This window comes from Wolbachia endosymbiont (group A) of Brachyopa scutellaris (assembly GCF_964026995.1).
Taxonomy (GTDB): Bacteria; Pseudomonadota; Alphaproteobacteria; order Rickettsiales; family Anaplasmataceae; genus Wolbachia; species Wolbachia pipientis.
Genome location: NZ_OZ034720.1, coordinates 564,826 through 579,854 on the forward strand (window position 1 = coordinate 564,826; position 15,029 = coordinate 579,854).

The 15,029-nt window shown below is 35.7% G+C and carries 11 protein-coding genes, 1 tRNA gene and 3 pseudogenes; 7 read left to right on the forward strand and 8 right to left on the reverse strand.

Features of this window, described 5'->3' with window-relative positions; translation table 11 throughout:
• Positions 1-29: 29 nt before the first annotated feature.
• Positions 30-965 (reverse strand): annotated as a pseudogene (locus AAGD93_RS02825) (IS4 family transposase); the annotation flags it as partial.
• Positions 966-1,046: 81 nt separating this feature from the next.
• On the opposite strand from AAGD93_RS02825, the pseudogene AAGD93_RS02830 reads away from it, so the two are divergent.
• Positions 1,047-1,286: pseudogene (locus AAGD93_RS02830) on the forward strand (IS66 family transposase); the annotation flags it as partial.
• A 28-nt stretch (positions 1,287-1,314) separates the two neighbouring features.
• Here AAGD93_RS02830 and AAGD93_RS02835 read toward each other — a convergent pair.
• Positions 1,315-2,174 (reverse strand): IS630 family transposase gene (locus AAGD93_RS02835; RefSeq protein ID WP_264705388.1). Its coding sequence is split into 2 segments (ribosomal slippage): positions 1,315-1,850 and positions 1,850-2,174, totalling 861 coding nucleotides; the frame shifts between segments, so codons are not numbered across the junction.
• Positions 2,175-2,235: 61 nt separating this feature from the next.
• Here AAGD93_RS02835 and AAGD93_RS02840 point away from each other — a divergent pair.
• Positions 2,236-2,767, forward strand: a pseudogene (locus AAGD93_RS02840) (IS66 family transposase); the annotation flags it as partial.
• A gap of 36 nt (positions 2,768-2,803) precedes the next feature.
• Here AAGD93_RS02840 and AAGD93_RS02845 read toward each other — a convergent pair.
• The 3 genes from AAGD93_RS02845 to dnaG form a co-directional block, all read right to left on the reverse strand.
• Complete coding sequence (locus AAGD93_RS02845) at positions 2,804-3,886, reverse strand: efflux RND transporter periplasmic adaptor subunit (protein WP_341819809.1); 1,083 nt, start codon at positions 3,884-3,886, stop codon at positions 2,804-2,806.
• Positions 3,887-4,095: 209 nt separating this feature from the next.
• A complete protein-coding gene (locus AAGD93_RS02850) occupies positions 4,096-5,178 on the reverse strand; it encodes a Fic family protein (protein ID WP_341819810.1) in 1,083 nt (360 codons plus the stop codon).
• 237 nt (positions 5,179-5,415) lie between these two features.
• A complete protein-coding gene (gene dnaG / locus AAGD93_RS02855) occupies positions 5,416-7,155 on the reverse strand; it encodes a DNA primase (protein ID WP_341819811.1) in 1,740 nt (579 codons plus the stop codon).
• 222 nt (positions 7,156-7,377) lie between these two features.
• Here dnaG and AAGD93_RS02860 point away from each other — a divergent pair, with 222 nt between their 5' ends.
• Positions 7,378-7,746 (forward strand): hypothetical protein, encoded by a 369-nt coding sequence (locus AAGD93_RS02860; protein ID WP_341819812.1) that lies wholly within the window; start codon positions 7,378-7,380, stop codon positions 7,744-7,746.
• A 98-nt stretch (positions 7,747-7,844) separates the two neighbouring features.
• The gene (ubiG, locus tag AAGD93_RS02865; RefSeq protein ID WP_341819813.1) at positions 7,845-9,020 is read left to right on the forward strand and encodes a bifunctional 2-polyprenyl-6-hydroxyphenol methylase/3-demethylubiquinol 3-O-methyltransferase UbiG; all 1,176 of its coding nucleotides are present in this window, start codon (positions 7,845-7,847) and stop codon (positions 9,018-9,020) included.
• Positions 9,021-9,031: 11 nt separating this feature from the next.
• Here ubiG and AAGD93_RS07640 read toward each other — a convergent pair whose 3' ends face one another.
• Entirely contained in the window at positions 9,032-9,484 is a 453-nt protein-coding gene (locus AAGD93_RS07640; RefSeq protein ID WP_410529891.1) for a TrbC/VirB2 family protein, read from the reverse strand.
• A 157-nt stretch (positions 9,485-9,641) separates the two neighbouring features.
• Between AAGD93_RS07640 and metG the strand changes: the two genes are divergently transcribed.
• The gene (gene metG / locus AAGD93_RS02875; protein ID WP_264374186.1) at positions 9,642-11,279 is read left to right on the forward strand and encodes a methionine--tRNA ligase; all 1,638 of its coding nucleotides are present in this window, start codon (positions 9,642-9,644) and stop codon (positions 11,277-11,279) included.
• A 73-nt stretch (positions 11,280-11,352) separates the two neighbouring features.
• Here metG and AAGD93_RS02880 read toward each other — a convergent pair whose 3' ends face one another.
• Complete coding sequence (locus AAGD93_RS02880; protein WP_341819814.1) at positions 11,353-12,510, reverse strand: hypothetical protein; 1,158 nt, start codon at positions 12,508-12,510, stop codon at positions 11,353-11,355.
• A 114-nt stretch (positions 12,511-12,624) separates the two neighbouring features.
• Complete coding sequence (locus AAGD93_RS02885; protein WP_064124936.1) at positions 12,625-14,076, reverse strand: replicative DNA helicase; 1,452 nt, start codon at positions 14,074-14,076, stop codon at positions 12,625-12,627.
• A 114-nt stretch (positions 14,077-14,190) separates the two neighbouring features.
• On the opposite strand from AAGD93_RS02885, the gene AAGD93_RS02890 reads away from it, so the two are divergent.
• Positions 14,191-14,273 (forward strand) — tRNA-Leu (locus AAGD93_RS02890).
• 24 nt (positions 14,274-14,297) lie between these two features.
• Positions 14,298-14,894, forward strand: a complete 597-nt coding sequence (locus AAGD93_RS02895; RefSeq protein ID WP_341819815.1) for an RDD family protein — start codon at positions 14,298-14,300, stop codon at positions 14,892-14,894.
• The last annotated feature ends 135 nt before the right edge of the window (positions 14,895-15,029 follow it).

The following is a 15,029-nucleotide window of genomic DNA, read 5'->3' on the forward strand; positions in this document are numbered from 1 at the left end:
GGACTATTATGAGAAATGCTATACTGACCGGAAAAAAGCATCCACTCTAGAGGACTTGCTTCGGGAGGAGAGTTTTTTTCAACAACATGAATTGCGTGAAGTTGTAGACTGAATAATGCTGTCGGTTTATATTTTATGTGACCTTCTTTACATTTTATATGGCCTTCATGTGATAAATTTTCCGAATCTAATTTCTAAAAACGCTGTCCTTTTTTGCTTGTTATCTCTAGCAGGGATTTCAACTTCTACTTTTCCAGCGCAAGGGAGACCTTGGATAAATGACCATAATTTTTGCTTGTTCCTGGTATGCATGAATTTTTTATTTACATTTCTGTTGTGGCAAGCTCTTACTAAAATTTCTGAGTTAAGATTATGTGCAAGTTCAAAAAAATCATGCATATCTGCTTCTCTGTCACATACAGTTATAGCTTCGGTTTGGGCCAGATCTATAATATTATTTGTTTTCTTTAAACTTTCTAGCCATTTCATACTTTCTTTATCCTCAATATGAACATTGTTACGATGGCTCTTTAGTCTTTTTTCTTCTTCAGAAATGAGTTGCCTCGAGTAAATCTTTTGATCCAGTATTCCCAGCTTCCGTACTAACAGCAAGGGCTGTATGCATTACTGCTCCTTTTCCAGCAATAGTTCCCAATCCGCTTATGGCTTGAGTATGAAATATAAGTTGTATCTTGAATCACAAGAATTCTTTTATGAGCTTTTGTTCTTTCAACTGTTTTATCAATGTGTGAAGCTAGAATATCGACTTCTTTTACGTTCTCATTTTGAAAAAAACGATATGCTGCTTTTGCTTCTGACCAACTTCCGCATGCCTCATTAATTGAGCTTTCAGGTAAACTTATCAAACTGTCAGCAATATTTACTAATCGGTCAGTTAATCTTTTATCTCCAAGTACAGCATCTCCAAATTCATTTTTAGCCCATTCATTACTCTCGTTTGCCATTTTTATACCCTCAATATTTGCAAACTCTAATATTGTAATACTTTATTTATAAGTACATTTATATTTGTGGGTAATAGTAAGATATCAAATAGTGAACATAGAGTTGCATCAAAATGTAAGGAAATGTATGAGAAAATAGAGCAAGAAGTAAGTACAAGTAAGGTTCTGCATGTTGACGAAACCAGTCACTATAATAAAGGTAAACTCGGTTGGTGTTGGATGTTTGCTAGCAATGAAGCTAGTTTTATAAAATTAACGGACTCAAGAGGAATGAAAGTTTTAAAAAATAGTGCGTTTTGCAATCGTAATAGTTTGGTAGTATAGCATTTCTCATAATAGTCCGAACAGGTCATAGGAAGGCAGAATCAACAGCACGACGAAAGGATTCGAATAGAGGAATGTTTTTCCTGGCTCTGTTTTTTATAGCAAACCAATGATGCTCAATTTTGTTGAAATCTGGAGAATAAGGCGGCAGATACAAAATTTCTGCACCAACCCCTTTAGCAAGCTCGATAATCTTATCAGACTTATGAAAAGTAGCATTGTCAAGAATGACAGTCTGTCCAGGTTCCAAGATCGGTGTCAAAAATTGCTCAAACCATCCATTAAAAACATCCATATTACAGTGGCCTTCAAAGGTTAACGGAACAACTATCTTTCTTCCACTTAAGGCTGCAACCATACTGATTCGTTGAGTTTTCTTTCCAGATTTTAAGGCATAAAACCGCTGTCCTTTCTGGCAATATCCGTAGGGGTAGTCTTCGGTGTTATCAATGCCAGACTCATCTATATACACTAAGTTTTTAGGTTCTTTTGTCGCTATAATTTTCAAAAATTCAGCACGTTTTTCTTCGTTTCTTTCCTTGTATCCATATGTCTTTTTTTGCGCGTAAATCCAATTTTTTTAAGGGCTCGATAGATCGTTTGGATACTAACGTTGTTCCAAAGTTTAGCCATTTCCGATAGAGTCTTTCCTCCGTGTTCTCTGGCAAATTTGGCAAAGGTATCCCAGTCGGTAATTTTGTGATTGTAACCCCCATTTCCAAGTTTTTTTGATTGAAAGTCTCCTGTTTCTTTTCTTCTTTGCTGCCACTCCCATAAAGTAGTTCGTCCAATCTTAAATCTTGCTGCCACTGTTTCTCTGCTTTCTCCTTCGTCTAGCGCTTCCATTGCTTTTTTTCTTAAATCATAACTATATGCTGCTGGCATTCAACCTCCTTATCATCATCTATCCTTATCCTATCACATCCGGACTTTTATGGAAAGAGCTATAACTGACAGGTATGCAGCATACAATTACTTTGCTGATAAAAACAGGCAAATCTGTTGGGCGCATTTATCAAGAGATTTTGAAAGATTAGCGCATAGTTGGAATATTGAAGTTAAAGTTCTCGGCTGTTACTTAAGAAATGTAGCTACTGAATTATTTGCACTAAAAAAGGCTTTGCTAAAAAATGAAATAGATGTTTTTAGATTTGCCAGACGTGCCAGAAAATTGCGAAAACGTACATGGTATTACTTGAAGGAGATATTCCACTTACCTGAAGCAATTGGAGCTTCTCGAGTTGCAAAAAATATTTTGAAATCTGAAAGAATGATGTGGAAATTTTTAGATGACCCAGAAAATATTCCGCTGACAAATAACCACGCTGAACGGCAAATTTGGCATTATGTCGTTTATCGCAAAAATTCATATTTTACCCAATCGAAGCGGGGAAATGCATTCCTTGAACGGATAATTTCGTTATACTTGACATGGAAACAAAGGGCCTTTTCACAATCTCCTATCTATCGTTTCTTAAACCACTCTGCTGAACGGATACAAAGGATCTTATGTCTTAAACCTTATCACCAGGCTTAACAAATAGGTGGCCCAATACTATTAACTTTATGGATTTACCTTCGTTATTTGCTACTATCCAAACCCCATCGCTCTCATGATCAACAATTTCTATTGGTGCAAATACTACATAATTATTATCATCAACAATCTTTATTCCAAGAGCACCTTCGTCACTTAAGCTCAGGGCTGAAGAAGGAACTTTATATGCAAATCTTTCGCCTGAAGGTAGCCTTACGTTGGCAGTTAGTCCCTGCAAGGATATCATTTTATTATTAGTTACCTTTACTTCTACCCTATAAGACCCAGTTTTAGGCTCAGCAATTTTACTAATAAAACTTACTTCACCTGCCAATTCTTTTCCGTCCAGCAAATTAATTTGAGCTGTGCTGCCTAGCTCTATTTTATTTACTTCATTTTCCGAAACGTATAACACTACAAGAATTTGATCGAAATTAACCACGTCAGCTATTTTTTGCCCAGCATTAACAAAATCCCCTTCGTTTGCATTGATTTTATCAATATAACCATCTATAGGAGATGTGACTGCAGTATTTTCTAAATCCAATTCTAGCCTTTTTAGGTCAGCTTTTGCACTTTGTAACGCAGTAAAAGCTGCTTCTACTTGTATTTGTGCCCCATAGCCTTTTTTATTCAGTTTGTGAGAGGAATCATACTCAATTTCACGCTGCTTTAATAAAGCTTTGGCTTTCTGAGCTTGCTCAATCCTGTCATAATCTTCTATCTTTAACACTACATCATCTCTTTTTACCTTTTCACCATCAGGTAAATAAATAGCAATAATCTTACCACTTATTTTTGAGACAAGGCTAGCTCTATGTAAGGGATTTACTGTACCAGAAAAATTTAAATATATAGTGCGGTTTTGCGGCGCACATTCTTGAGTTTTTACTGAAAAGCTACTAGTTGCATTATCACTATGAACCGCCTGATCTTTTTTTAAAAATGCACTGCTGATAAAAAACAGTAGAATAAAAGCAATACTGGAAATGATGATTACTTTATTTCTCATCTTTAAACAATAGAATTTGTTAACTAATTTTGTTAGAAACAACTGCATAAATTTTCGAATCAGAAATGTAAGTATAATACATGCACCATTGTCACTCCATAAATAATTTTATATGAGAACAAACACAAGATTTTCCTACAATAAGTAAGTTTTTTATTGCAAAAATGCAATTTTTAATCGAATAAAAATGTAAAATTGCAAATAAAGTTGTGCATAAAACTGGATTTAAAAAAATCTCGAAAAACATACTAAAACTTTTAAATAATAACTTTATATCTAGTGGCTTTGCCTTCTCCAAGACGCTGTAAGTATTTCATCCCTAGCAGTTTCTTTGTAATTGCCTCTACTGTTCTTGGAGGAAATCCTAGAGCTTCTATAGCATCTTTTCTACTAAATTCTTTATCTGCAAGGCTAAGTGCCCACTCCCAGAAGAATAATTGTTTTCTTGATAATAAATATTCAGTATTCTCCCTCTCAAGAATATAATGCGCCTCATTTGCTTGCGTTTTGAGCACATTAAGAAAAAATATTAACCATAGGGAAATATCTTCTTTGCCACTTTTCCAGCTACTTTGTGTTTTATTAAGCGCTAAATAGCAATCAAGTTTGTTAGTTTCAATTATCTTTTCATGCGATACAATAGATACAAAATCATAACCCTGCTGCAACAGCATTAAATTAGTCATCAATCTACTAGTTCTGCCATTCCCATCTTGAAAAGGGTGTATTGCCAGATACTCAAAAACAAAGTTAGCAACAATAATAAGAGGATGCTTAAATTTATTATTTAAGGACCAGTGATACCAATCAATAAGCTCTTGTACTTCCTTTCTAACAAGGTAAGGTGGTGTGGGATCAAAAATTATACCAACAACTTTTCCATTCTGATCTTTTGCCTCAACTCTATTAGAACTTGCTTTGTATTTTCCTCTATGATACAAATCTTTTTCACTATAAAGTAGCATCTGGTTGTTAATGTGCAATATTGATGACTTACTAATTGGAATATCCGTATAATCATGAAATATTAGTTTAAGCATTTCTAAGTAGCCAGCAATTTCTTGCTCATCTCTATTTTTAAATTTTTTGACACGTAGGTTTTTATATAGATCCTCAACTTCTTTATCGGTTAGACGATTTCCTTCAATACGGTTAGAAGCGCCAGAAGATGTAACAATAACTGAATGAGTTAATCTTTCAATTGTTTGTGGTAGTAGTTTTTTCGTTATCTGCCAGCTATTTTTAACACTATCAACTGCAGTAATTAACTCGTACACTTGCTCAATTACAGGTCCTTCTAGGTTGAGACGTGTACTAAGACGAAAATTCTTCCAGTTCATATTCTTCTCACATGCATATTATGTGAGATAATGTGAGATAATGTGATAAAAGTCAATAGTAAGCTTTATATGCATAGCAGAGCTAACTACAAAAATTATACATTTTCAAGTGATCCTAACCATATCAAAAACTACAGGGCAAAGCTGTTGGAGGAAGGCTTAATTAGTTAAAAATTTCAATCTTATGTAAAATATTGTCTTATTTTGTAATTTTCTTGTTGACTAACGAGACGATATCTACTTTTCAATAAACTCCATTTGCATTTCTTGTATACTACTTTCTATTTGCTCTATTTGTTCTATTAACCTTTCTTCTAAGTCAAGATTACCGCTCAGCCTCGCTTCGGTTCTTTCTTTTCGTAATGCATTTAATTCTTTTAGTAACACTATATTATTCCACACAATTTCTGCAGATTTTCTCTCGTTCAGTTGGCTATTTAGTACGCTAGTTTTTTCAAATACATACTTTATAACGTTAAACTGCTTCAATTCTTGCTCTTTATCGAGTTTGCTTCTATTATTTGTTACATCAATTATACGCTGTTGTAATCTTTTCATCTCATTGGTAAATTCAAAATGAGAAAATTGCTCAAAAAATATAGGACGGTTCAAGATTTCAGGAAATTCTACGGCTATACGCAAAATTATGGCCTGATTTTGCTCTGCTTCAATTAGCTCTGGAGATTTATTATGAAGATACTCACCTTTTGTTGCTCCAGTTTTACTATTAAAAATCTGTTTTTTGAAGCTACTTCTTAGTTCACTAGCCTTATTGTAAAAATAATCTCTGTAATACCTTCTAATACTGCTGTTGCTAATAGTATTTACATATTCCATGAACTTGTGCTCAAGAATTGAATATTTTTCCGGAGCAAGTTTTTCATAATTTTGCAAATTGCTATCGATTATGTGATGCCATAAATATTCAGAATGCAGTTTTGTTGAATGGTCAAGAGCAGTCAACACGTCTTCTTTCTTGTATGCCAGTTCGTTACATATATCGTATGGATCTTTATTACTTGGCAAAGTCACAAACTTTAACGTGTATCCAGGCTCTAATATTGGCAGAGCAAGTTCTGCAACTCGAGTAGCAGCATGACGTCCAGCACTATCGCCATCCATACAGATGGAGATTTCTTTAGCAAATCTCCATAGATTTTTTATCTGTTCTGCAGAAATTGCGGTACCAAGCGGAGCAACTGCATTACTAATTCCTGCTTGATGTAGCGCTATAGCGTCCATATATCCTTCAACAACGAGTATGTGCTGTTTTTTACGTATTTCGCTTAAAGCAAAGTTTAATCCGTATAAATTCTCCCTCTTCTTGAAGAGCTGACTCTCTGGGCTATTTAAATATTTCGGCTGTTGCTCAGAATTCAGCGCACGTCCGCCAAAACCAATAACTTTCCCTGCAATGTTGTATATAGGAAATATCAGCCGGTCATAAAAATAATCATGAAAATTTTTGTTTACTAATCCAATATCAATTAAAATTTTGTCTTCAATACCTGAAGAGTTTAAATACTCTTTCAAACCAGAGCTTGGTGCATAACCTATCTTAAATTTATCTATGATTTTAGGTGAAATCTTACGCTGCTTTAAATAATCTACAACATTTTGATTTTTTTGTGCAAACCAATTTGCAGCTAAATCAAGCGCTAAAAATAGTTTATTGTCCTCTTTTGTAATACTAAGACTTTTGGGCAGTTCAACACCTGTAACCGATGCTAATCTTTCCAATGCTTCTTTAAAGCTTAATCCTTCAGTTTGTGAAATAAATTCAAATGCATCACCACTAGCTAAGCAACCAAAACAGTAATATAACCCCTTAGTATTGCTCACCGAAAAAGATGGGGTTTTTTCGTTATGAAATGGACAGAGCCCAAAAAAACTATCTCCTCTTTTTATTAGCCTGACTTTTTTACCTACTATGTCAGATAATAATAATTTTGATTTTATAATATCTATATGATCCATCTTGTTAAATTAGTAGCAGGATAAAAATTATATAGAATTTATACACATCTGACTCGAAATTTATTTCTATAACTAAAGCAATTCAGATTTACCGATAATTTGGTAAGCTATGAACTCGTCATTCCGCTGCATGTTAGCGGAATCTATGCTGAGATACCGCGAATGAATTCATAACTGTACGAACATTCATTTTTAAAGGTAAACTGTACAGCGAATGGTGTCATGCAAGTAGCTGACACTGGAATCCAGCTTTTCGGTAATTTTATCGAAAATGTTTGCTCGTTTACAATCAATTTTCCTGGATCCCAGTGTCTGGGCACTGGGATGACACCCTACTTAACCGTCATACCGCAATTCATTCCACAACTGTACGAACGTTGCAATGTGACACGATGTTGCATAATAAATGATGTCATTCCAGTGCGTGACACTGGAATCCAGTTCTTATTATACAGCTATCTGGTGTACTTATTTAAAATTAAGTTTTCTGGATCTCAGTGCCAAAGCACTGGGATGACACCCTTCCTGGCGGAGATTATTCTCAAATCACAATGTTCGTACAGTTGTGGAATGAATTGCGGTATGACGTAGGAAAACCTTAGCTATAGCTTTAGAACTCCCAAAAGGTCAGAAGCATTGAATGACTTGACAGAAAGTTCAAACCCATATAAAATGTCCTTATTTCTTATATGTTAGATGTAATATCAATTGCTTCAGATCATGCTGGTTATGAATTAAAATCAGAAATAAAATCCTACCTGGAAACCCTAGGTTATAGAGTGGTAGATCAAGGCTGCACTGCTAAGCAAAAGTGTGTAGATTACCCAAACTATGCTGTTAAAGTTGTAGAAGATATAACAAGCAAAAAAGCAAATTATGGGATATTAATTTGTGGTACAGGTTTGGGCATGAGTACTGTGGCAAATCGTTTTGAAGGAATCTACGCTGCTTTATGTAACAGTGTTGAGATCGCAAAATTAGCTCGCGAGCATGGCAACGCAAATGTACTGTGTCTTGGTGCAGGGTTTACTGCGAGTGGATTAGCAAAAGACATAGTCAAACAATTCCTCGAAACAGAATTTTCAAAAGAAAGCAGACATAAAAAACGCCTTGATAAACTCAGTAATATAACCTCTAAGAAAAAAAAAACAAAAACTTATAACGAAGATGAAATATCAAAATTCGCTAAAATGGCAGGCCAGTGGTGGGATGAGAACGGCAAATTCAAACCATTGCACATGATGAATCCTGTTAGAGTATCTTACATTATTGAGAAAATAAAAGAGTTAAAAAAATGCGATTTAAAAGAATTATCATTGCTTGATGTTGGATGCGGTGGTGGCATTTTGTCAGAGTCAATGGCACGCGTTGGCATTAACGTTGTGGGAATAGATGTATGTGAAGAAAACATAAAAGTAGCGCATTCACATGCAAAAAAAGTAGGGTTAAATATAGAATATATACACACCAGCATTGAAGAGCTAAGCAATGACAAGAAGTACGACGTGGTTCTGTTGATGGAAGTAGTTGAACATGTGGATAATTTAGAGCTTTTCATGAAAAAAGCGATAGAACTGCTAAAACCGGAGGGGTTAATCTTTATATCCACAATAAATAGAACTATTAAATCCTTTTGTCTTGCAATAATTGGTGCAGAGTACATATTAAATTGGCTGCCAAAAGGTACACATAACTGGAATAAATTTCTCAAGCCGTCAGAAATTGCAAATCACTTAAGAGAAAATAATGTAACGCTGCAAAACATGGCTGGCATGGAGTATAACGTAATAAAACGTGAGTGGAATTTAACTAAAGGCGTGGATGTTAATTATATACTCTGTGGTTTGTTAGATTTAACTCTATAAAAGCACCATTTTCACTTCCAATACTTTGAAGGATCCTGACCAGGTTTACTACATGTGCCCCAACTATTGACCACCCAGCCATTAGGACAACATCCTTGAATCCCGTTTCTCCTAGGGCCACAACGATCACGACCTATGTATTCATATCCAGGAGCAGCAACACACTTTCCATTATTCAATGTTTGTCTCTCATCAAGACAACAAACTTCTTTTTCTGTTACCTTTGTTACAATTTGAGGAGCACCAAAAAACACAGCAACAAACATACCCAGTGCGAAAAGTGCAGGCCAAGGCATTCTGCCAAATATTGCAAGTAAGCTTGAACCAATTATTACCACTGTAATCATTGGTCCACCTATTCCATGAACGTAACCTATTACATTACACATTACATCTGTTGCTCCATCAGCGTGTGCATCAAATGCATAGAAAACTATAAATAGAATTACAAGAAAATTTCTCATTGTTCTTTCAATAATCATGCCTGATTGTTTCTTATTTTAATAAAATTTCAGTAAATAGCTTTTTTCAAAAATTATGCTTAACCCAATCAATATTTATTTATTACTGCCTTTTTAATACTATAATTAACTCAGTTGATTTTTATCAAAATGCTAAACCATGGAACAATTCGAGAACTTTTACATCACCACGCCAGTATATTACGTAAACGATAAGCCCCATATTGGTCATGCATACACTTCTCTCTTGTGTGACGTGGTGGCAAGGTTCATGAAACTAGCTGGGAAAAATGTCAAATTTACCACCGGTACAGATGAACATGGACAAAAAATAGAAAAAGCAGCTAAAGCAAAGGAAATGCAGCCAAAAGAATTTACAGATGAAGTGAGCGTTTCATTTAAAGAATTGGCTAAGTTCATGAATTTTGAGTATGACGATTTTATTCGCACTACGGAGGAACGTCACAAAAAAGCAGTGATAGCTTTATGGAATAGACTTGAAGAGAGAGGACAAATATATTTGGATTCCTATTCGGGTTGGTATTCAGTTCGTGATGAAGCATTTTATCAGGAGTCAGAGCTGATAGATGGCAAAGCACCAACAGGTGCTGAGGTCCAGTGGATAAAAGAAGAGAGTTACTTTTTTCGCTTATCAAACTGGCAAGAAAAATTACTGGAACTCTATAAAAATCAGCCAAGTTTTATCTTTCCTGAGAGCAGAAGAAATGAAGTGATATCGTTTGTAAGATCAGGGCTCATTGACCTCTCAATCTCTCGCACTAGTTTTAACTGGGGAATAAAAGTACCAGGTAATGACAAACACGTAATCTATGTCTGGATAGATGCATTAACCAATTATCTTACATCAATAGGTTTCCCTAGTACTGAAGGTGAGGAATATAAGAGGTTTTGGGCAGAACCAGAAACACAGATTCCAGTGTCAAGCACTGGAATGACACCAAACCAAGGGAAAACGCAGATTCCAGTGTCAAGCGCTGCAAACCTAGCTGACAACTCTTTCAACGTTCATGTAATCGGTAAAGACATATTGCGCTTTCATGCTGTATATTGGCCAGCGATTCTCCTTGCAGCAGACCTGCCACTGCCAAAACAAATTGCAGTTCATGGTTGGTGGTTGAACGAGGGAGAGAAAATATCCAAGTCCCTTGGTAATGTCATAGATCCAATTGGCCTCGCTCAAGAGTTTGGTGTTGATCAGCTACGCTATTTTCTCCTCAGGGAAGCAAGCTTCGGCCAAGATGGCAACTTTAGTAAGAAAAATATGATCAGCCGGATAAATTCAGAACTGGCAAACAACATAGGCAATTTAGTACAAAGAACAATTTCATTTTTACACAAGCAATGTTCTGGAATTGTACCAACAATCGATCAAAGCCTACTTAAAGGTGAAGAAAGTCTTCCAGGTTGCAAAGCTATACTCGATCAAGTGATGAATCACCTATCAAAGTATGAATTTAACCATATCATACTTCTAATCATCAACATCTCTTCTGAAGCAAATGCCTACATAGACAAAAGTGCACCCTGGACACTAAGCAAAACTGACAGAGAGCGCATGAATTTAGTAATTTACAAGTTACTGGAATATATCAGGATAATAGGCATTTTATTGCAGCCAATTGTCCCGAGGTCAGCGGAAATGATACTTGATCAACTGCAAATCCCGAAAGAGCAACAAGATTTAAAATCTCTGTGCAACGCATGCGTAAGCTTAGGCATTACGCTGCCTAAACCTACGCCGGTTTTTTTGAGGGTTGATGCTAAAGAGGAGAAATAGTGTAAAAACTATTTCTCCTGGATGGGATTATCTTTAGTTAACAACGGTGCACACCGCTGTCTACATATTCAAGTTAGGTGGCAAGTGCCTTAGTTACTTTAGCAAAATATGGTTTAGTAACATCAGCATCTATCACTACTACTTCAGTCATTGCCGACTTAACCTTTCCTAGGCTCCATGCAAACCAGCCTTGACCATTTTCTTCTTTAGTTGGCTGACTTTCTGGGCTAGAAATCTCAGTACCTTTTTCATCACCAGATTCTGCATCATAAAATACATCCTGATCCTCAGAAAGACTCATTAAATAACTTTTAGCAGCATCAACATTTAAATGATCAGGTTGCTTAGGAACGTTATCAATATTTAAATAATCCAAACTATTAGCTCGTTGCTTTTGCTCACTGGAAAGAACCTCAAGATTTAAATAATCCAAACGAGTTAGTTCTTGCATGCTAGGTTTAGATCCATCTTCACGCTTAAACTGCTCTTCCGGACTAGAAACCTTAGTACCATAAATCCTACTGTACAAGCTGCTTCCAACGCTGTTAAGTGCTCCTCTTACAGATGCAATTGACGCATCATAAGTATTTTTCAAGCCACCTCCAATACCACTAAGTGTTCCTTTTGTAGACTCAGTTGATGGCACATAATTATCGTAAGCATATTTGCCAGAATACAAGACACCATTAACTGCTTCTTTTGCAAACCAAACAGCGCTATTAACTGTTCCTTTTGCAAGCTGAACAGTGCCATCAGCAATTGCCACTTTTAATTTGTCTTCTTCTATCTTTTTATTTTTTTCAGCTAGTTGAGTTTTTTGCTCAGAACTTTTCTGCTTTTGAGTGCGTACTTGATCTTTTAACTTAGAATTTTCTTCCTCTTGAGCTTCTACTTTATTTTTTAACTTAGAATTTTCTTCCTCTTTAGCTTTTACTTCCGCTTCTTTTTTAGCTAGTTGAGTTTTTTGCCCAGAAATTGTTTGCTCTTGAGCTTTCATTTTATTTTTTAACTCAGAATTTGTTTTGTTCTCACTAATTGCTTTATACGAAAGTGCAATAGTTACAACAGAAAACACAGCATAACCAATAATAAATGGCAGGCCAACACTTAATGCTGCAACTGGAGCTAAGAAACCAATATAAGGAGCTGCAGCAAACACTCCAGATGCTAATAAAGTGAAAGTAGCCAGAGTTCCAGCTATATAATAGGGTACATTGTTTTTATTCATCATCTCACGTATTATAAAATATAATACCATTATAAAAGGATTTTTAAGAAGTTGTCAAGCTGTCTTTACATAAAAAAAATAATTGATAAACTTGGGAACAAGAAGATTGCTGCCAAGCTATGAACTATGCCTTTCCGTGTAATCTTTAAATGCACCTCTGTTAGAGTCAAAATATAGCTTCACACTGCCAATTGGTCCATTTCTCTGCTTTGCAATAATGAGCTCTGCAATGTTTCTAATTTTTTCCATTTTCTCTTGCCATTCCCGATGTTTATTGTTTCCTTCATTTGGCTGTTTTCTTAGTTCATAATACTCTTCTCTATAGAGAAACATTACTATATCTGCGTCTTGCTCTATGCTCCCTGAATCACGTAAATCAGAAAGTTGTGGTTTTTTATCATCCCTCTGCTCAACAGAACGAGAGAGCTGAGATAGTGCAACAATGGGAATATTTAGCTCCTTTGCAATTGCTTTCAAACCCTGCGTCACTTCCGAGATTTCTTGCACTCTATTTTCATTACTCCTTTTTGTTGTTCCTCTGATTAGCTGCAAATAATCAATGAATACCACTTCTACATTATATAATTGATACAGCAAGCGTATTCTGGTGCGAAGGGCACTAATTGATAGCGCAGGGGTGTCATCTATGATGAAAGGCAGTTCAGATAATTCTGTACTAGTATTGATAAATTCATGCAATTCAAAATCACTAATTCTCCCGGTTAATGCCTTATAATAACTAATCCCTGAATCTATAGTGATCAGCCTTGCAGTTAATTGCTCTGCTGACATTTCAAGCGAGAAAAACGCTACATAGTGTTGCTTATCTGCTCTTTTTTGCAACATCTTACAAGCATTAAGTGCGATGTTTAGCGCCAATGCTGTTTTTCCCATAGAAGGCCTTGCAGCTAAAATTAATAAATCAGATTTTTGTAGACCACCAAGAAGCTGATTTAGATCTTGAAGTCCGGTTGTAACGCCTAGCGCTTCTGGATTATTTTTCAGTGTGCTGATCTTCTCAACTACATCTTTAATTGAACTTGCAAGTTTTATATATGTTTTCTCACCTTGTTTTTTTACTGCCAAATTGAACAATTTTGTCATTGCTTGTTCAATTTGCGCCTGTGCAGGATTTTCAATATCGTAGTTGTAGCTATCACCAACTATTTCTTGCCCGAGCTTAATTAAACATCTCCTTAAGTAAGTATCACGGATTATTCTAGTCAAACTATAGATATCAAGCGCAATACTTGCCTTTGCTGCAAGCTTTGCTAAGTACTCTACCCCACCACATTCGGTAAATGCTTTGTCGTGCTCAAAAAACATCTTGAGGCTCAGTTCATTGGCAATTATGCCATGTTTCCTGGTTTTGGATATTTGCGTAAAAATACTTTGATGTAATGGATCATAGAAATTCTCCGCTGTGATTGTGTCTTCAACCGCATCACAGATTCTATTATCACGAATCATTGCACCAATAAGCATCTGTTCAGCTTCTAGATTATGCGGTAATTTACATATTTCCTTGTCTACACTTCTTGAACCCAAGAGACTAGCTAATTCATTCATTTTAAGTTTTGAGAGTAACTGTTGATTATTGTAGAATATTTAGTCCTCATTTGAAAGATGTAAAGGCAAAAAAATTTGACTAATTCCGTGTTGCCTATAGCATTAAAACTTAATGCCCCTGTGGTGGAATGGTAGACACGGCAGACTCAAAATCTGTTGCTTGCAAAAGCATGCTGGTTCAAGTCCGGCCAGGGGCACGTTAAATATTGGAAAGTGTATATATGTTACATAAATTTTTTGATCGTTTATTTTCTATTTTTTCTTCTATAAATGTTATTCAAAAGGTAAAGAAAGATGAAAATGGGATATGTTATGTAACGGGCCTCAGGCGCTATATATCAGTATTGCTTGATTTAATTATTATCGTTTTGTTCTTGCAGTTTTGCAGCCAAGCCTTAAATCAGCTCTTTATGAACTCAGAGGATAGCAAAATATTAAGTCAAATTGCTGCAAAATCCCCAATGCAAGCACCACTGTCTGCGGAAGAAAAGACAACGCAGAGTAGACTTATAAAATTACTAATCCTAAATCAAATAGTCCAGTTTATTATGCTCTTTTGCTATGTAATATATATGTGGTTAAGGTTTGCTGCTACACCTGGAAAACTATTACTTGGGCTTAGAGTTGTGGATGCACAAACTTTCGAAAAGATAACTTTAAGACAAGCAACAAAGAGATTTTTTTCCTTTATATTGTCAGTTGCACCATTATTCTTGGGCTTTTTATGGTCAAATTTCAACAAACGCTGTCAAACTTGGCACGATAAGATCGCAGGCACAGTGGTTGTCACGAGTAAAAGCCTTAGAAGGCAGAGCTAAAAACTACTTGACACCCTTCGCCAGCCCCTTTATCATGATACTGAAGGTATTCATTTATCTTCAATCTGTGCAGATTAAACGACAACAGTATTACGTATTGGCGTCTTATTTTTAATTTTTTGCACTATGTGCACG